Annotated in this window: 17 protein-coding genes; 8 read left to right on the top strand and 9 right to left on the bottom strand. The window is 65.1% G+C overall.

Translation table 11 applies throughout. The features are described 5' to 3' along the window. Positions 1 to 56: 56 nt before the first annotated feature. From JG746_RS09790 to JG746_RS09775, 4 genes are all read right to left on the bottom strand, one after another. A complete protein-coding gene (locus tag JG746_RS09790) occupies positions 57 to 641 on the bottom strand; it encodes a sarcosine oxidase subunit gamma (RefSeq protein ID WP_202357946.1) in 585 nt (194 codons plus the stop codon). Beyond that, positions 634 to 3,627, bottom strand: a complete 2,994-nt coding sequence (locus JG746_RS09785) for a sarcosine oxidase subunit alpha (RefSeq protein ID WP_202357945.1) — start codon at positions 3,625 to 3,627, stop codon at positions 634 to 636. Before JG746_RS09785 ends, JG746_RS09790 begins: the two co-directional genes overlap by 8 nt. After that, complete coding sequence (locus JG746_RS09780; protein WP_202357944.1) at positions 3,624 to 3,935, bottom strand: sarcosine oxidase subunit delta; 312 nt, start codon at positions 3,933 to 3,935, stop codon at positions 3,624 to 3,626. Before JG746_RS09780 ends, JG746_RS09785 begins: the two co-directional genes overlap by 4 nt. A gap of 64 nt (positions 3,936 to 3,999) precedes the next feature. After that, a complete protein-coding gene (locus JG746_RS09775; protein ID WP_202357943.1) occupies positions 4,000 to 5,253 on the bottom strand; it encodes a sarcosine oxidase subunit beta in 1,254 nt (417 codons plus the stop codon). Between the two features lie 215 nt (positions 5,254 to 5,468). Between JG746_RS09775 and JG746_RS09770 the strand changes: the two genes are divergently transcribed. The 8 genes from JG746_RS09770 to JG746_RS09735 all read left to right on the top strand — a co-directional run bounded on the left by JG746_RS09770 (position 5,469) and on the right by JG746_RS09735 (position 11,522). After that, positions 5,469 to 5,837, top strand: coding sequence for a DUF2568 domain-containing protein (locus JG746_RS09770; protein ID WP_202357942.1), 369 nt, complete (start codon positions 5,469 to 5,471; stop codon positions 5,835 to 5,837). Positions 5,838 to 5,942: 105 nt separating this feature from the next. Further along, complete coding sequence (locus tag JG746_RS09765) at positions 5,943 to 6,701, top strand: SDR family oxidoreductase (protein WP_202357941.1); 759 nt, start codon at positions 5,943 to 5,945, stop codon at positions 6,699 to 6,701. A 111-nt stretch (positions 6,702 to 6,812) separates the two neighbouring features. Next, positions 6,813 to 7,199 carry an SET domain-containing protein gene (locus JG746_RS09760; RefSeq protein ID WP_064981678.1) on the top strand — a complete coding sequence of 129 codons (387 nt, stop codon included), beginning with the start codon at positions 6,813 to 6,815 and terminating at the stop codon, positions 7,197 to 7,199. 176 nt (positions 7,200 to 7,375) lie between these two features. Beyond that, positions 7,376 to 7,642 carry a 30S ribosomal protein S21 gene (gene rpsU, locus JG746_RS09755; protein WP_010911429.1) on the top strand — a complete coding sequence of 89 codons (267 nt, stop codon included), beginning with the start codon at positions 7,376 to 7,378 and terminating at the stop codon, positions 7,640 to 7,642. Between the two features lie 143 nt (positions 7,643 to 7,785). Then, positions 7,786 to 8,640, top strand: coding sequence for a tetratricopeptide repeat protein (locus JG746_RS09750; RefSeq protein WP_202357940.1), 855 nt, complete (start codon positions 7,786 to 7,788; stop codon positions 8,638 to 8,640). A 209-nt stretch (positions 8,641 to 8,849) separates the two neighbouring features. Next, on the top strand, positions 8,850 to 9,326 hold the full coding sequence (locus tag JG746_RS09745; protein WP_202357939.1) for a DUF992 domain-containing protein: 477 nt from the start codon (positions 8,850 to 8,852) through the stop codon (positions 9,324 to 9,326). Between the two features lie 87 nt (positions 9,327 to 9,413). After that, the gene (locus JG746_RS09740; protein ID WP_202357938.1) at positions 9,414 to 9,905 is read left to right on the top strand and encodes a DUF992 domain-containing protein; all 492 of its coding nucleotides are present in this window, start codon (positions 9,414 to 9,416) and stop codon (positions 9,903 to 9,905) included. A gap of 180 nt (positions 9,906 to 10,085) precedes the next feature. After that, complete coding sequence (locus JG746_RS09735) at positions 10,086 to 11,522, top strand: MFS transporter (RefSeq protein ID WP_202357937.1); 1,437 nt, start codon at positions 10,086 to 10,088, stop codon at positions 11,520 to 11,522. A 19-nt stretch (positions 11,523 to 11,541) separates the two neighbouring features. Here the strand turns inward: JG746_RS09735 and JG746_RS09730 are convergent, their stop codons facing one another. From JG746_RS09730 to JG746_RS09710, 5 genes are read right to left on the bottom strand one after another with little or no spacing between them, the layout of a single operon-like run. Further along, positions 11,542 to 12,231 carry a response regulator transcription factor gene (locus tag JG746_RS09730; protein ID WP_202357936.1) on the bottom strand — a complete coding sequence of 230 codons (690 nt, stop codon included), beginning with the start codon at positions 12,229 to 12,231 and terminating at the stop codon, positions 11,542 to 11,544. Then, positions 12,228 to 14,960, bottom strand: coding sequence for a sensor histidine kinase (locus JG746_RS09725; RefSeq protein WP_202357935.1), 2,733 nt, complete (start codon positions 14,958 to 14,960; stop codon positions 12,228 to 12,230). The genes JG746_RS09730 and JG746_RS09725 overlap by 4 nt, the downstream gene beginning before the upstream one ends. A gap of 57 nt (positions 14,961 to 15,017) precedes the next feature. Further along, positions 15,018 to 15,581: a potassium-transporting ATPase subunit KdpC gene (gene kdpC, locus JG746_RS09720; protein ID WP_202357934.1), complete on the bottom strand. Its 564-nt coding sequence runs from the start codon at positions 15,579 to 15,581 to the stop codon at positions 15,018 to 15,020. Between the two features lie 11 nt (positions 15,582 to 15,592). After that, positions 15,593 to 17,686: a potassium-transporting ATPase subunit KdpB gene (gene kdpB, locus JG746_RS09715; RefSeq protein ID WP_202357933.1), complete on the bottom strand. Its 2,094-nt coding sequence runs from the start codon at positions 17,684 to 17,686 to the stop codon at positions 15,593 to 15,595. Next, positions 17,683 to 17,892, bottom strand: a complete 210-nt coding sequence (locus JG746_RS09710) for a hypothetical protein (RefSeq protein WP_202357932.1) — start codon at positions 17,890 to 17,892, stop codon at positions 17,683 to 17,685. Before JG746_RS09710 ends, kdpB begins: the two co-directional genes overlap by 4 nt. Between the last annotated feature and the right edge of the window lie 3 nt (positions 17,893 to 17,895).

Raw genomic sequence — 17,895 nt, 5'->3', positions numbered from 1 at the left:
GGCACTCTCCTCGACCTGTTGCCGCACAACGGACGCGGGCGGCAAAACGTTCCGGGTCAGCCGGCCGCGTCGCGGGCTCCCTCGGACAGGAAAGTAAAGACATAGTCCGAGAAGGAACGCCAGCATTCGACCCGGAACGTGTCGGCGGCCGTGCGCAACAGCACGATCTCGGCCTTGCCGAGGATGGTGCGCGAAGCGGCGCCCACCGGGAAGGCATCGAGTGACAGGTCCTGCGGGCAGCCCGAATTGACCGTGGCTTCGGCCGCCGGACCGGCGACGGAGATCGCGATGTTACGGTGTGAAATGCCGACCGCCGAATGCAGCGCGGTGACCCCTGCGCTATCGGCAAGCGGATCGTTGCCTACCTCGTCGATGACAAGCCACTCGTCGGGGCCGAGCCACAGAGCGGTGCGCCCGCCCTTCGACGCGGACGTCTTCGGCTTCTTCGGCAAGGTCAGGCCAAGCGCTTTCGACAGCGCCGCGACCGAGGCTTCCGGGGCGCGCAGCGAGATGCGCTCGGCCGGCGGCAGCACTTCAACCTTCACGCCGGTCGCCGATGTGGCGCGGCCGGCCAGCGCCGGGCGGCGGTCGACCGAGGGCGATGCGGCCGCAGCCGTCTTCTTTGCAGCAGCCTTAGCCATTGAGGCGGCCTCCCGTCTCGTCGAAGAACACCATGCCGGTAACCTCCACTTCGATCACCCCGTCCGGCATCGGCACGTAGAGCGTGTCGCCCATCCGGTCGCGGCCGCCGGCGACCAGCGCCAGTGCGATCGAACGGCCGCAATTCTGCGACCAGTAGCTCGAGGTGACATGGCCGATCATCTTCATCGGGATCGCCTGCTTGGGATCCGCGACGATCTGCGCGCCCTCCTCCAGCACCACCTTCGGGTCCTTGGTTTTCAGGCCAACCAGTTGCTTGCGGCCCTTGGCCACCAGGTCCGGTCGCGCCATGCCGCGGATGCCGACGAAATCGGTCTTCTTCTTGCCGACCGCCCAGTCGAGACCGGCGTCGTTCGGCGTCACCGTGCCGTCCGTGTCCTGGCCGACGATGATGTAGCCCTTCTCGGCGCGCAGCACGTGCATGGACTCCGTGCCGTAGGCGGTGGCGCCATGCTTCTGGCCTTCGGCCCACAGCGCTTCCCAGACGGCCTGGCCATAGTCGGCCGGCACGTTGACCTCAAAGCCGCGCTCGCCGGTGAACGACATGCGGAACAGCCTTGTCGGCACGCCGCAGATCTTGCCTTCGCGCACCGACATATGCGGCAGCGCTTCATCCGACATGTCGATGCCTTCGACCAGCGGCGCGATGATGTCGCGCGACTTGGGACCTTGCACCGCGATAACAGCCCACTGTTCGGTGATCGAGGTCAGCCAGACATTGAGATGCGGGAACTCGGTCTGGAGATAATCCTCCATGTGGTTCATGACGCGCGGCGCGCCGCCCGTCGTCGTCGTCACATGGAAACGGTCCGGCGCCAGCCTGCCGACGACGCCGTCATCATAGATGAAGCCGTCTTCGCGCAGCATGATGCCGTAACGGCAGCGGCCCGGCTCCAGCTTCTCCCACGGATTGGTGTAGAGCAGCTCCATGAACTTGGCCGCATCTGGCCCGACCACCTCGATCTTGCCGAGCGTCGAGGCATCGAACAGGCCGGCCGTCGTGCGGACCGCGACGCATTCGCGGTCGACCGCGGCATGCATGTCCTCGCCGGCCTTCGGGAAATACCAGGCGCGCTTCCACTGCCCGACATCCTCGAACACAGCACCCTGCGCTTCGGCCCAGGGATGCGTCGCCGTCTTGCGCGTTGGGTCGAACAGCGGCCCGCGCGCATGGCTGACGATCGCCCCGAAGGTGACCGGCGTGTAGGGCGCGCGGAAGGTGGTCAGGCCGACCTCGGGGATCGGCTTGCCCAGCGTTTCCGCCGCAATCGCCAGGCCATGCATGTTGGAGGTCTTGCCCTGGTCGGTTGCCATGCCGTTGGTGGTGAAGCGCTTGACGTGCTCGATCGAGCGCATGCCTTCATGCACCGCCTGGCGGATGTCCTTGGCGGTGACGTCGTTCTGGAAATCGACGAACGCTTTGACCGTCGTGTCCGGCCCGGCGCCGGGCGCCGCACCCAGCATGCCGCGCGACCAGCTTTCCGATGCATCGACCTTCGGCTTCACACCCTTGGCGGTCTTGGCGCCGGCATCCTTGGCCGCCTTGGCGCCAGCCGCATAGGCTTCGTCCACCGTCGCCGCCAGCCCGTCCGTGCCGTTGCAGGCGCCGACCGAAACGCAGTCCTGTGCATAGGTGCCCGGCACGAAGCGCTTGGTCTCGTCGTTGAAGGCGACCTTGCCGCGCGACTGCGAGAACAGATGCACCGAAGGGGTCCAGCCGGCCGACATCAGGATCGCATCGACCGCGATGGTGCGTTCGCCGCCACCATTTTTCGGCTGCACGGTCATCGACGATACCCGCAATTTGCCGCCGGCGCGGATCACCGCGCGGCCGAAATTGATCTCGATGCCGAGCGCCCGTGCCTCATCGATCACAGGCCCGGTCGGGTTGTCGCGCAGATCGACGATCGCCGCGATGTTGACGCCGGCCTTCTTCAGGTCGATCGCAGCCGCATAGGCTGAATCATTGGCGGTGTAGACACCGACATTCCTGCCGACAGCCACGCCATAATGATTGAGGAAGGTGCGCGCCGCGCCCGCCAGCATGATGCCGGGCCGGTCATTGTTGGCGAACACCATATGGCGCTCGATGGCGCCGGAGGCCAGCACCACGCGCTTGGCGCGCACCTGCCACAGCCGCTCGCGCGGCAAATCATGCCCGGGAGCCTTCAAATGATCGCTGACGCGCTCGACCAGCCCGACGAAATTCTGCGCGTAATATCCAAAAGCAGTTGTGCGCGACAGCACACGGACATTGCCCATGGCGGCGAGCTTTGCGATTGCCGCTTGCGCCCAGACGAAACCGTCCTGGCCATCGATCTTCGCACCCGTCTCGAAACGCAGGCTGCCGCCGAATTCGGCCTGCTCGTCGGCGAGGATGACGCGCACGCCGGTCTCGGCCGCCGCCAGGGCCGCCGCGAGGCCGGCCGCGCCGCCGCCCAGCACCAGCACGTCGCAATGCGCGTAGCGCGAGGAATAGTGGTCGGGATCGGGCTTGTCGGGCGAAACGCCAAGGCCGGCGGCTTCGCGGATCTTGGGCTCGTAAAGGCTCTTCCAGGCCGCCTTCGGCCACATGAAGGTCTTGTAGTAGAAGCCGGCCGAGAACATCGGCGATGCGATGTCGTTGACCGCGCCGACGTCGAAGGACAGAGACGGCCAGCGGTTCTGCGAATTGGCGGCGAGCCCATCATAGAGCTCCTGCACGGTGGCGCGCACATTCGGCGTTTTGCGCGCATCGTCACGCACGATCTGCACCAGCGCGTTGGGCTCTTCCGCACCGGCCGACAGGAAGCCGCGTGGCCGGTGGTACTTGAACGAGCGGCCGACCAGATGCACGCCATTGGCAAGCAGTGCGGAGGCCAGCGTGTCGCCCTCGATGCCGGTATAGGACTGGCCGTCGAAGCTGAACCGCGCGGTCCTGGCCTGGCTGAGGCGACCGGCTCTCGGGATGCGGAACGCGCCGCTCATTTGGCAACCACTTCGTTGGAGTTTTTGGGCAGCTTGGCGGGTTGGGGTTCGCCGGCCTTGTAGGTCATGACGAACTTGTCGGTGACGGTATCGCGCACCGCGTTGAAGAAGCGCGCGCAGCCATGCATGTGCCGCCAACGCTCATAGATGATGCCCTTGGGGTTAGAGCGGATGAAGAAGAACTTTTCGAAGTCGTCGTCGCTCTCCCCCGCAATGTTGGCCGAGCGCGCAATATGCGCCTCGCCGGCGTTGCGGAATTCGAGTTCCGGGCGCTCTTCCTCGCAATAGGGGCAGCGGATGAGAAGCATTCTGTTCGTTCCTACAATTCGCCGTGGCCGAAGGCCGGTTGCTCGCAAAGCCTCTCGGCAGCCATCAGTGCGCCACTGCCGCCGCCGCCGCCTCGTCGATGAGCCGGCCGGTGCGGAAGCGCTCGATGGTGAAGGGTGCGTTGATGGGATGCGGATCGTCCCTGGTGATGGTGTGGGCAAAGACATGGCCCGAACCGGGCGTCGCCTTGAAGCCGCCCGTGCCCCAGCCGCAATTGACGTAGAGGCCGGGCACCGGCGTCTTGGCCAGGATCGGCGAGCGGTCGGGTGTCACGTCGACTATGCCGCCCCAGGAGCGAAGCATCTTCATGCGCGTGAAGATCGGGAACATCTCGCAGATGGCGTCCAGCGTATGCTGCAAGATGTGCAGGCCGCCGGTCTGCGAATAGGAGACATACTGATCGGTGCCGGCACCGATCACCAGCTCGCCCTTGTCGGACTGCGAGATATAGGCGTGCACCGTGTTGGACATGACCACGCATGGCACCACCGGCTTGACCGGCTCCGACACCAGCGCCTGCAGCGGATAGCTTTCCAGCGGCATGCGCACGCCGGCCATGTTCATGATGACCGAGGAATGGCCGGCGGCAACGACGCCGACCTTCTTGGCGCCGATGAAGCCCCGCGTCGTGTCGACGCCCATGACCGCGCCGTTGGCCGCCCGCTTGACGCCGGTGACCTCGCAATTCTGGATGATGTGGACGCCGCGCGCCGAAGCGCCGCGCGCATAGCCCCAGGCGACGGCATCATGGCGCGCCGTGCCGCCGCGCCGCTGCAGCGCGGCGCCAACAACGGGATAGCGCGCATCCCGCGAGATGTTGAGCGGCGGACAGAATTCCTTGGCCTGCTCCGGCGACAGCCATTCATTGTCGATGCCGTTCAACCGGTTGGCATGGACATGGCGCTTCAGCACCTGGATGTCATGCACGTTGTGGGCGAGCATCATGACGCCGCGCGCCGAATACATGACGTTGTAGTTGAGCTCCTGGGAGAGCCCGTCCCACAGCTTCAGCGCATGGTCGTAAATGCCGGCGCTCTCGTCATAGAGATAGTTGGAGCGGATGATGGTGGTGTTGCGGCCAGTGTTGCCGCCGCCGAGCCAGCCCTTTTCCAGCACCGCGACATTGGTGATGCCATGGACCGTGGCGAGATAATAGGCCGTGGCCAGCCCATGGCCGCCGGCACCGACGATGATGACGTCGTATTCCTTCTTGGGCTCCGGCGAGGACCATTGCTCCTCCCAGCCCTTATGGCCGCGCATGGCCTCTCGGGCGATGGCGAATACCGAATATTTTTTCAACGTCCCAGCCTCGCGCCAACGGATCTCGCGGATTGCAGCCGGGCTTTTGTTCGGTCCGGCGCGCGAGGTGTATCACTAGCGAAACAGCGCTTCCACCCTTGCGCTGTTTGCGACGGCGCTTGCCGTTTTGCGCCACGACGAAAAAGACCCGTGCGGGCTGGCTGCCGTGGTTGCGTTCAGCCACATTGTTCGTCGCGAGATTCGGGAGGACGAAAATGGGCAATGCCTGGTGGAATCTGACATTGCGCTTCCTGCTGGAGCTTGCCGCCCTGCTTGGGCTCGGCATCGCCGGCTGGCATTTCTCCGACGGATGGTGGCGCTGGATGCTCGCTTTGGCCTTGCCGCTCGTTGCGGCCGTGCTGTGGGGTACTTTCGCGGTGCTCAACGACCCAAGCCGGTCAGGCCGCGCACCGATACCGGTGCCGGGTACGGTGCGGCTGGCGCTCGAACTGATCATCCTGTTCGGCGGGGCTGCCGGATTCTATGCCGCGGGCTACATCACCACGGGCATCGTCGTCGCTCTGCTCATCGCGATCAGCTACGCATTTTCGCTCGACCGGCTGGGCTGGCTGCTGAAGCAATAATTCGGATCGACGACGCCTTCGCAGGTATCGGGTGGTTCCTCACCGCCCCATCTGCGACCAAGCATCCGGTTGCCGGCGAGACCGGCGCGAAAAAGGATGCCAAAAATGCTCGCACTCGCCAACAAGATCGCCATCGTCACCGGCGCCAGTTCCGGCATCGGCCGCGCCACGGCAAAACTCTTCGCCGAGGAAGGGGCCAGGATCGTCGTCTCCGCCCGCCGCCAGGCCGAACTGGATACGCTTGTCGCCGAAATATCGGACACGGAAGGTACGGCCACCGCGCTTGCCGGGGACGTCAGGGACGAAGCCTATGCGAAGGCCCTAGTCGATCTGGCGATCGAAAGTTTCGGCGGTCTCGACATCGCCTTCAACAATGCCGGCGCCGTCGGCTTGATGGCGCCCCTGCCCGACATGATGCCGGAGACATGGCACGAGACGATGGACATCAATCTGACCAGCGCCTTTCTCGGCGCGAAGTACCAGATACCGGCCATGCTGGAGCGCGGCGGCGGCTCGCTGATCTTCACGTCGAGCTTTGTCGGCTACACTGCCGGCATGCCGGGCATGGCCGCCTACGCCGCCGCCAAGGCCGGACTGATCGGCCTGACGCAGGTTCTGGCCGCCGAATACGGGCCGAAGGGCCTGCGCGTCAACGCGCTGCTGCCAGGCGGCACCGACACACCGGGCGCGACGACAACGACACCCGAGGCCCGCGCCTTCGTCGAAGGCATCCATGCGCTGAAGCGCATGGCGCAGCCGGAGGAGATCGCCCGCTCGGCGCTTTACCTCGCCTCCGACGCATCGAGCTTCACCACGGGAACCGCGCTGTTTGCCGATGGCGGCGTCTCGATCAACCGGACGTGAAGGTTTTTTCGCGACCAACAGGTCGGTTTGCCGCTTTGACGCAGCCGGCCGGTCTTGCTTTTTCCGCGCGATTTGGCGATTCCGTTTCCTGTCGAAACGGGTCCCCAAACCATGATGCTGATCCGCACCTATGTGGCCGCGAGCGCGATCGAGGGCGTTGGCATGTTCGCCGCCGAGCCGATCCGCAAGGGCGCCTCGATCTGGCGGCTCGACCCGGATTTCGACCGGCTGATCCCGATGGACAAATACGAGGCCGCACCCCAGCCCCTGAAGGAATTGCTCGACCGTTATGCCTATCCCAGCCCGGACCGGCCGGGTTTCATGGTCTATGAAGTCGACAATGGCCGCTTCATGAACCATTCGGCGACGCCGAACACCGACTTTTCGCAATATGGCGGCGCCACCGCGACCCGCGACATTGCCGCGGGAGAGGAGATCACCTGCGACTACGGCGAATTCTTCGAGGATTTCGAGCGGCTGCACCTGGCCACCGCCTAGCTGGCGCCCTATCTCGGCCCTACCGTGGCAATTTGGCAGACGTCCTTCATTTCGACTGTGGACAGCGCGGCCTGATTCTGCTATCAGCCGCCACAATTCGTGGTGTCGACCGCCGCGGAGGCTAGTGGCTATGGCCACTTGCCTGTTGATATCAAACCCGAAAGACAGGATTGCCCGTGCAGGTACTCGTCCGCGACAATAACGTTGATCAGGCGCTTCGCGCGCTCAAGAAGAAGATGCAGCGCGAAGGCATTTTCCGCGAAATGAAGATGCGCGGTCACTACGAGAAGCCGTCCGAGAAGCGCGCCCGTGAAAAGGCCGAGGCTGTCCGCCGCGCCCGCAAGCTGGCCCGCAAGCGCGCCCAGCGCGAAGGCCTGCTGCCGATGACCCCGCGTCCGGTGGCTGCCGGCGGTGCCGCTGGCGCAGCGCGTCCGCCGCGCTGATTATCGCCAATATTTCGTCCTTTTCGAAGGATACTGAGGTGGCGCGATGCGGAATCGCCGCCACCTTTTTATTTTTGATATGACCCGGCCCGGAGGGGGGATCCGGACCTGAACGACGCGCTTGAAGTGAGGACAGGGCAGACATGAACGCAACAAGCGTGGAGCGCGGGGCCGCATTGCGTGGTTTCGCCCTGACGGCGGCCCTGCTTTCCGGATTGGTTCTGGCCGGCTGCCAGACATCGGGCCCGACCGGCGAGTTCAACAACATCGACAAGGCGCAGGGATCGAGCGAGAACATCTCCTCGCTGTCGGCGGTGATCCAGCGCAATCCGCAGGATCCCGAAGGCTACAATGTGCGCGGCTCGGCCTATGGGCGTGGCGGCCAGTACCAGGCGGCACTCAAGGACTTCAACCAGGCAATTCAGCTCAATCCGAATTTCTACCAGGCCTACTCGAACCGCGCGCTTATCCAGCGCTTCCTCGGCAATCAGGCCGCCGCGCTCGACGACTACAACAAGTCGATCCAGATCAACGGCAATTATGACGCCGCCTACATCGGCCGCGGCAACCTTTACCGCAAGGCGGGCCGCACCCAGGATGCCTTCAACGATTTCCAGAAGGCGATCCAGCTCGACACCACGGACGCCCGCGCCTACCATAATCGCGGCCTGATCTATCAGAGCCAGGGCCAGCACAAATTCGCCATCGAGGATTTCTCGACCGCAATCTCGCTGGCCCCGGATGCCGCCGAGCCCTACAACGGCCGTGGCCTCTCCTATCTGGCGACGGGCGACGAGGACAACGCCTTCTCCGACTTCAACATGGCCATCAAGCTCGACGGCAAGAACGCCGAGGCCTGGGCCAATCAGGCGCTGATCTACGAGCGTCGCGGCGACAAGGCAAAGGCAGCGAAATCCTATAAGGAAGCCGTGCGCCTCAACCCCACCTACCAGCCGGCCAAGGACGGCTTGTCGCGCGTCGGTGGCAGCGCCAGCTGATATAGGCTTCGGTAGATCCGGCTAAGCTTTATGGGGACGTCGGCGTGTCCGAAAGGACACGCCGCGATGAAGATCGCCGCCAATCCGGCAACCGCGCGTTAACCCCTGCTGCAAGCCGTTAACCCTTGCCTTGTTCGCGCCAAGTTTTCAGCGGAACGGTCTGGCCACCCAAGCCGTTATTTCCAGGCGATTTGCGAAAGGACCCTCCCATGATCAAGAAACTCGTCTGCGCCGCTGCTCTTGCAACGACCGTATTCGCCGCCGTCCCGGCCAGCGCCGGCAAGCTGCAGCTCGGCACGCTCGACTGCACCATCGATGGCGGCACCGCCTACATCGTCGCCTCCAACAAGGGCGTGTCCTGCGTCTTCCGTCCCTACCATCACGGACCGTCGGAGATTTACACCGGCGTCATCTCCAAGATCGGTGTCGATCTCGGCCAGACGCATCAGGGCCAGCTCGTCTGGGCGGTTCTTGCCGCGACCCGTGACCGCGACGCGGGCGACCTTGCCGGCAGCTATTATGGCGTCAACGCCGAGGCGAGCGTCGTCACCGGCGGCGGCGCCAACCTGCTGGTCGGCGGCTTCGACGGCGCCTTCATGCTGGAGCCGCTCAGCGTCCAGGCGCAGACCGGCGTCAATCTCGCCGTGGCCGTGACCTCGCTTCAGCTGATCCATTCGCTGAAGTGATCGAACGGAGCCACGCGCTCCTCTCTACCTTACGGCGCGGAACCATATAGGATGGTTCCGCGCCGTTTGTGTTTTGGGGGGACCGCCATGCCGAAGACAGCCATTGCCGCTGCCGTGATTGCCATGGTGCTTGGCTTTTTACAGACACCGGCACAGGCCCAGGACAGGGGCATCGAGCTCGGCACCCTTGAATGTGCCATAGGCGGGGGCACCGGCTTCATCTTCGGGTCGAGCAAGGATCTGAGCTGCACCTTCACCCCGGCCGACAAGAGCTTCGCGCCGGAAGCCTATTTCGGCGCCGTCAACAAATACGGCCTCGACATCGGCACGACAAAACAGGCGGTGATGCGCTGGCTGGTGCTGACGCCGCTGAAGAACATCTACGCGCCCGGCGCGCTGGCGGGTGACTATATCGGCGCAAGCGCCGAGGTGACGGCGGCCGTCGGCGCCGGCGCCAATCTGCTGGTCGGCGGCTCCTCGCAGGCTTTCACCCTCCAGCCGCTCAGCCTGCAGACGCAGACCGGCATCAATCTCGCCATCGGCGTCAGCCAATTCCAGCTGCGCAGCACCGAGAACTGACCTCTTGAAAAAACCGCTTGAGCTCAACCGCGGTTGAGGTCCTACAAGCCCATCCCGACCGGACCGCACCCAGATGGGCACGCTGTCCGACGCTATTGCCGCGCATGGTCCTGCCGGAAAGCCTTGCTGGCTTCTGGTGCCGTGCGCCGGCATCGAGATATGCAAAAGCATGGGACGGACATGATTGAAATCAGCACAAACAGGGTCGACTGGCGCGCATTGTGGGCGAGCGGCGACCTGGCGCGGTTCTGCTTCATCAGCCTCGGCATTCTGCTGCACGCCACCAACGAGACGATGGTGGCGACCGTCATGCCGGCCATGGTCGGCGAATTGGCCGGCGTGCAGCTCGTCGGCTGGTCGCTGGCGATCTACGAGCTCGGCGCCATCGTCGCCGGCGCTGCCGCCGGACGGCTGGTGAGCTATGTGGCGTTGCGCACCAATATGGTGGTCGCGGCGCTGCTTTACGCCGCAGGAGCGCTGATCTGTGCCACCTCGCCTTCCATGCAGTTGTTCCTGGCTGGCCGGCTGATCGAGGGGCTTGGCGGCGGCGCGCTGGTGTCGCTCGCCTTCGTCTCGGTCGAGCGTTTGTTTTCGCGCGCCATCTGGCCGCAGCTTTTCGGCATCATGTCGGCGATCTGGGGCGTCGCCGCCTTCAGCGGCCCGTTGCTGGGCGCGATCATGACCGAACTCCTGTCCTGGCGCTGGGCCTTCGGCGTCTTCACCCTGGGCGGCACAACCATGGCGCTGGCAAGCTTTCTTGTCCTGAACACGCCGGCGGCGAAGAGACCCATCACAAGCGCAGGCAAGGCCCCGCCTTTCCCCTTCGCCGCCCTTGCCTGCCTTGCCGTCGCCGTGGTGCTGATCGCCTCGGCCGGCGTCGACATCGCCTTGCTGCGCTCTTCGCTGCTGATCGTGCTGGGCCTCGCCGGGCTCGCGCTGTTCTTCTATATCGACGCGCTGAAGCCGCGCTCGCGGCTGTTTCCGGCGCGGCTGTTCTCCTGGCGCACGCCGGTCGGCGCCGGCATGACCATGGTCGCCGCTTTTTCCGTCGCGACCTGCTCCTTCGGCGTCTACGGGCCGCTGCTTTTGACCAGCCTGCACGACATTCCGCTTTTGACCACCGGCTACATCATAGCCGCCGAATCGATCGCCTGGTCGATCCTCTCGATCCTCGTCGCCAACGCACCGCCGCAGCGCGAGCGGCTGATCATTGTCGTCGGTGCGCTGATGATCGCGGCGGGCATCGCCGGCTTTGCCTATACGATACCCCTGGGCTCGATCCCGCTGATCCTGGTCTGCGCCCTGCTGCAGGGCGGCGGCTTCGGCATTGCCTGGCCGTTCCTGACCCGCGTCATCGTCGCCTCCGCCCCGGATGATGAGCAGACCATCGCGTCGGCTGCGGTGCCGACCATGCAGCGCATCGGCTATGCCGTGGGTGCCGCCCTCGCCGGCATCGTCGCCAATGCCAGCGGCTTTTCGCAAGGGCTGAACCATGACGCGGCGGCCAATGTCGCGAGCTGGCTGTTCCTCGCCTTCGTGCCCCTCGGCATCCTCGGCTGCCTCGCCGCCTTGCGGGCGTCAGCTGCGCCAAACCGGCCGCTGGAAGCCATCGGCTGACGCAGGCTCAATCGGGGCTTCAGTCGACCCGCAGGCGGTAGCCGACACCGGTCTCGGTGGTGATGTAGCGCGGCTGGTCGGGGGTCTTCTCGATCTTCTGCCGGAGCTGCCTGACATAGACCCGAAGATATTGCACGTCGGTCGAATCGCCCCAGATCTGCTTCAGGATGAAATGGTGGGTCAGCACCTTGCCGGCATGCTGCACCAGGATGCGCAATATGTCGTATTCCTTCGGCGAGAGTTTTATCTCCTTGCCTTCGACCTTGACGATACGCTTGACCAGATCGACGCTGAGGTCGCCGCTCTGGAAGACCGGCTTCTCGCCCTGCTGCTGGAACTTGTGCCGCAACGCCACGCGGATGCGCGCCACCAGTTCGTTCATGCCGAACGGCTTGGTGACATAGTCATCGGCGCCGAGCTCGAGCGCGCTGACGATGCCGGCCTCATCGGTGCGGCTGGAAAGGATGACGACCGGGATGTCGAGGCCCTCGCCACGCCATTTGCGCAGCAACTCATGGCCACTCATGCCAGGCAGGCCGAGATCGAGGAGCACCAGGTCCGGCTTTTCCTGTTCCATCTGCTCAATCGCCACCTTGGCGTTCGGCGCTTCGCTAATCGCATAGCCCTGGCTGCCGAGGCCGACCCGAAGCAGCTTGCGGATCGGCGGCTCGTCATCGACAACCAGTATCCTGACATTCGAATTTGTCATGAAGGCCGATCCACGCTGGTCTCTTCGCCGCGATTGCCGACATCGGGCGCTTCCGCCGGCACCGGCATCCTGATGGTGAACACCGCCCCTGGACGGTCGGTCCGGTTGGCGGCCGAGATGGCGCCGCCCATCGATTCGACAAAGCCGCGGCAGATCGACAGGCCAAGGCCGGTGCCGGCGCGCACCTGATCGCCCTTGCGCACCCGGTAGAACGTGTCGAACACTCGTTCCAGATCATGCGCCGGAATGCCCGGCCCCTCATCCATGATCTGCATGATGACGGACCCATTGTCGGCCCATCCCTGCACGCGGATCGTCGAGCCGGCCGGCGAGTATTTCGATGCATTGTCGAGAAGGTTGAACAGAACCTGTTCGAACAGCACGGGATCGAGCTTCAGCATCGGCAGGTCGGGCGGAATATCGACCGCGATCTTGTGCTCGCTGGTGATCTTGCGGGCGCGGTTGAGCGCCGTGCCGACGATATCGCCGACATAATGCAGCGCATAGTTCGGCTCCATTGCCCCGGACTCGATCTTGGTCATGTCGAGCAGATTGGCGATGAAGCGGTTCAGCCGTTCCGATTCGTCAATCACCGTCGACAAAAGCTCCGCCCGGTCCTGCTCGGGCAGATCCGGCGCGAATTCCTTGAGCGTGCCGGCCGCTCCCATGATGGCCGAAAGCGGCGTCTTCAGATCATGCGAAATCGAGGTCAGCAGGGCAGAGCGCAGCCGGTCGGCCTCGGCGGCGAGCTTGGCGCGGTCGACATCGGCGACGAGCTGGATACGTTCAATCGCCACCGCCGCCTGGTCGGCCAGCGCGTCGAGCAGGCGCTGCTGCTCCGGCGTCAGCAGCGGGCCCTGCTTGTCATTGTCGAGCCCGACGACACCGATCGCCGTGCGTCCCGTCCGCAAAGGCAGATAGAGACGCTTGGCGCCGGGCAGTGTGTCGGCGCCGCGCCCGGCGGCGCGGTTGTGCTCCCAGGCCCAGCGGGCGGCGGCAATGTCGGCCTCGGCCAGCGTGTCGTCCGGCGGATAGCCTGCCTTGACGGTGATGGTTCCGTCTTCGGGCAGAAGCAGCACCACACGCAGCTTCAGCATCGAGGCGATCTGAAAGGCGGTGGCCCACAGCACATCGTCGAGCGTGCCGGCGCCGGCGAGCTTCTTGGAGAAGAGGTAGATGTCCTCGGTGGCCCGTGCCCGCGAGCGGGCGGCGATGGCCTGTCGCTGCACACGCACCGTCAGATTGCTGGCAATCACGGCGACCACCAGAAACACGCCGAGCGCGACAATGCTCTCCGGATCCCGGATCGTCAGCGTGTAGCGCGGCTCCAGGAAGAAATAGTTGAAGGCAAGGGCGCTGGCGAGACAGGCGTACAGAGCCGGCCACAGACCGCCGGTCACCGCCGAAGCCAGAACCCCGATGAGGAAGATGATCGCGAGGTTGCGAACGTCGAGAAATTGGTCGAGCAGGACGGCGAAGGCGAGCGACCCGACGACATAGGCCGTGGCCAGGAGATACGGCCAGATCTGGAATTGCGTCTGCTCGTTCGCGGTCCTTACGTTCCTCGACGCCGCCTCGGTATTTCGCTCGGTCCCCGAAATGACGTGGACGCTGATGTCGCCGGCATTGCGGATCAGATCATAGGTGAGCGAGCCCTCGATCAGTTCGCGCCAGCGCGACCGGGTCGGTCGGCCGACCACGATATGGGTGAAATTGTTCGCCGTCGCATGGCGCACAATGTCCTGCGCGACATTCTGGCCGGGAATGGTCGTCACCTCCGCGCCGAGCTGCTCGGCAAGGCGCATCAGCGTGGCGAGCCGGTCCTTGTCCTCCTCGGACATGCCGGCAGAGCGTGGCGTATCGACATGCAGCGCCGTCCATGGCGCGCGAAGCCGGTCGGCCAGCCTGCGTGCGTAGCGAATGCGGGCCGCGCCGCCCGGACGCGCGTCGACGCAGACGAGCACTCTTTCGCCCGCGGCCCACGGCCCCTGGATGGCATGCGATTGCATGTGATTGAGCAACTGCTCGTCGACGCGCTGGGCGGTGCGGCGCAGCGCCAGTTCGCGCAGCGCCGTCAGGTTGCCCGACGAGAAATAGTTCTCGATTGCGCGCTGCGCGGTGTTGGGGAAATAGACCTTCCCCTCTTCCAGCCGCTTGATCAGGTCGTCGGGCGTCAGGTCGATGATCTCGACGTCGTCGGCCTGGTCGATGATGGAATCGGGAACCGTCTCGCGCACCCTGACCCGGGTGATCTGCGCGACCACGTCGTTCAGGCTCTCGACATGCTGGATGTTGAGCGTCGTGTAGACATCGATGCCGCGCGCTAGGATCTCCTGGACGTCGAGATAGCGCTTGGGGTGGCGGCTCCCGGGCGCGTTGGTGTGGGCGAGCTCATCGACCAGGACCAGTGCAGGGCGCCGCGCGAGGATAGCATCGATATCCATCTCGTCGAGGACGCGCCCCTTGTAGTCGACCTTGCGGCGGGGGATGACTTCATAACCCTCGACCAGTGCCTGGGTTTCCCGGCGGCCATGCGTCTCGACGACGCCGATCACCACATCGATGCCGTCGGCCAGCCTGGCACGGCCCGACATCAGCATTTCGTAGGTCTTGCCGACACCGGGAGCGGCGCCGAGGAATATCCGCAGACGGCCGCGTCCCTCCCGCTCGGCATGCTCGAGCAGCGCGTCGGGGGAAGGCCTGTTTTCGTTGCTTCTGTCTTCCGGCATCGGGATCGATCATGGAGAGGTCCGGGGATGCTGTCGATCCCCGGACCTCGCCGTCAACTATTTAGCGGCGTCCAGCGCCAGGTTGAGCGCCAGCACGTTGACAACAGGCTCTCCCATGAAGCCGAGTTCCCGGCCCTCGACCTGGCTGTCGACAAGCGCCTTGACCTTGGCTTCGTCGATGCCCCTGGCCTTGGCGACACGCGGAACCTGGAAATAGGCGGCCTCCGGGCTGATCTGCGGATCGAGGCCGCTGCCCGACGTCGTCACCAGGTCCATCGGCACGGGCTGGTTCGGATTCTCCGCCTTCAGTTTCTCGGCATCGCCCTTGATGCGCTCGATCAGCTTCGGGTTGGTCGGGCCGAGATTGGAGCCGCCGGAGGCGCCGGCGTCATAGCCGTTGCCGGCGGCCGAAGGCCTGCCATGGAAATATCTGTCGCTGGCGAAGGCCTGGCCGATCAGTTCGGAGCCGATGACCTTGCCGTCCTTCTCGATCAGGCTGCCATTGGCCTGACGCGGGAACAGCGCCTGCGCCAGGCCGGTCATGCCCAGCGGATAGACCAGGCCGGTCAGTACGGTGAAGAAGACGATCATGATGATCGCGGGTCTGATTTGCTTGAGCATCGGAAGGATCCTTATGCAAGGCCAAGGGCCGTGACGGCCATGTCGATTATCTTGATGCCGACGAACGGCACGATGATGCCGCCCAGGCCGTAGACGAGAAGGTTGCGGCTGAGCAGCGCGCCGGCGCCGATCGCCCGGTATTTGACGCCGCGCAGCGACAGCGGAATCAGCGCGATGATGATCAGCGCGTTGAAGATGATGGCCGACAGGATGGCGCTCTGCGGCGTCGCCAGATGCATGATGTTGAGCGCCTGCAGCGGGCCGGTGGTCTGGCCCGGCGCGACATAGAAGACGGCGAACATGGCCGGGATGATGGCGAAATACTTGGCCACGTCATTGGCGATCGAGAAGGTGGTCAGCGAGCCGCGCGTCATCAGCAGCGCCTTGCCGATCTCGACGATCTCGATGAGCTTGGTCGGGTCGCTGTCGAGATCGACCATGTTGCCGGCTTCGCGCGCGGCGACCGTGCCGGTGTTCATGGCGACGCCGACATCGGCCTGCGCGAGCGCCGGCGCGTCGTTGGTGCCGTCGCCGCACATGGCGACCAGCTTGCCCTTGGCCTGCTCGTCGCGGATCAGCTTGAGCTTGTCCTCGGGCGTGGCCTGGGCAAGGAAATCGTCGACGCCGGCTTCCGCCGCGATGGCCGCGGCCGTCATCGGGTTGTCGCCGGTAATCATCACGGTGCGGATGCCCATCTTGCGCAGCTCGGCGAAACGCTCGCGGATGCCGCCCTTGACGATGTCCTTGAGGTGGACGATGCCAAGCAGCCGCCCGTCGCGCTCGACCGCCAGCGGCGTGCCGCCGGACTTGGCGACCTCGTCGGCGATCGCCTGCAGGTCCCTGATCGTATCGCTGTTCGGCCGCGTCGCGTGGCTGGCCACGGTCGCCTGATTGACATGGGCGAGCACGGACTCGACCGCGCCCTTGCGCACCGAGGAGCCGTCGATGTCGACGCCGCTCATGCGGGTCTGCGCGGTGAAGGGCACGAAGGTGGCGTGCAACGTCGCCATGTCGCGGGCGCGGATGCCGTATTTCTCCTTGGCCAGCACGACGATCGAACGGCCCTCCGGCGTTTCGTCGGCAAGCGAGGCGAGTTGCGCGGCGTCGGCGAGTTCCTGTTCGGTGACGCCCTTGACCGGGCGGAATTCCGTAGCCTGGCGGTTGCCCAGCGTGATGGTGCCGGTCTTGTCGAGCAGCAGCGTGTCGACGTCGCCGGCCGCCTCGACGGCGCGACCCGACATGGCCAGAACATTGAAGCGCACCAGGCGGTCCATGCCGGCGATGCCGATGGCCGACAGCAGCGCGCCGATGGTGGTCGGGATCAAGGTGACGAACAGGGCGACGAGCACGGTCACCGAGATATAGCCCCCCGAATAGGAGGCAAAGCTCGGGATCGTCGCGGTGGCCAGCACGAAGATCAGCGTCATGCCGACGAGCAGGATGTTGAGCGCGATCTCGTTGGGCGTCTTCTGGCGCTCGGCGCCTTCGACGAGCGAAATCATGCGGTCGAGGAAAGTGTGGCCGGCGGCGGCGGTGATGCGCACGCGGATCCAGTCGGACAGAACCTGCGTGCCGCCGGTGACCGCCGAGCGGTCGCCGCCGGATTCGCGGATGACGGGGGCCGACTCGCCTGTTATCGCCGCCTCGTTGACCGAGGCCACGCCTTCCACCACCTCGCCGTCGGACGGGATGATGTCCCCGGCTTCGACCAGGACGATGTCGCCGACCTTCAGGCTGGTGCCGGGTACGAGCTTGAACCTGCTCCTGTCCTCGCCGGCCAGGAGCTTGGCCTGGGTCTCGGTGCGCGCCTTGCGCAGCGAATCCGCCTGCGCCTTGCCGCGCCCCTCGGCGACGGCCTCGGCGAAATTGGCAAACAGCACCGTGAACCACAGCCAGATGATGATCTGCAAGGTGAAGCGCAGGTCGCCGCCGCCGGTGACGAGGTCCCTGACGAACAGCACTGTCGTCAGCGCCGAGACGATGGCGACGACGAACATCACCGGATTGCGGGCCAGCGTGCGCGGGTCGAGTTTGCGGAAGGCGCCGCCGATGGCGGGCCACAGGATGCGGGCATCCATGATGGCGGTTGACTTTAACTGGCTCATTTTGGAGCTCCGGCTTCGGTGTTGTCGGGCGGCACCGGGTGTTTGGATGCCGAAAAGGGTGGGCCGTAGACCAGCAGCCAGATCACGATCATGACTGCGGCGATGCCCAGGAATGTGGACACGGTCGGGAAGGGAGGAGGCTTTGCCTCCCCCTCGCTGCCGGCCGGCGGCCGGGCCTTGCGACGCATCGGGCTGAACAAGGGCATGGC

The organism is Mesorhizobium sp. 113-3-3, from assembly GCF_016756495.1.
Taxonomy (GTDB): domain Bacteria; phylum Pseudomonadota; class Alphaproteobacteria; order Rhizobiales; family Rhizobiaceae; genus Mesorhizobium.
The sequence above is the reverse complement of the archived record's forward strand: the minus strand, read 5'-3'. Positions and strand labels throughout refer to the sequence as shown.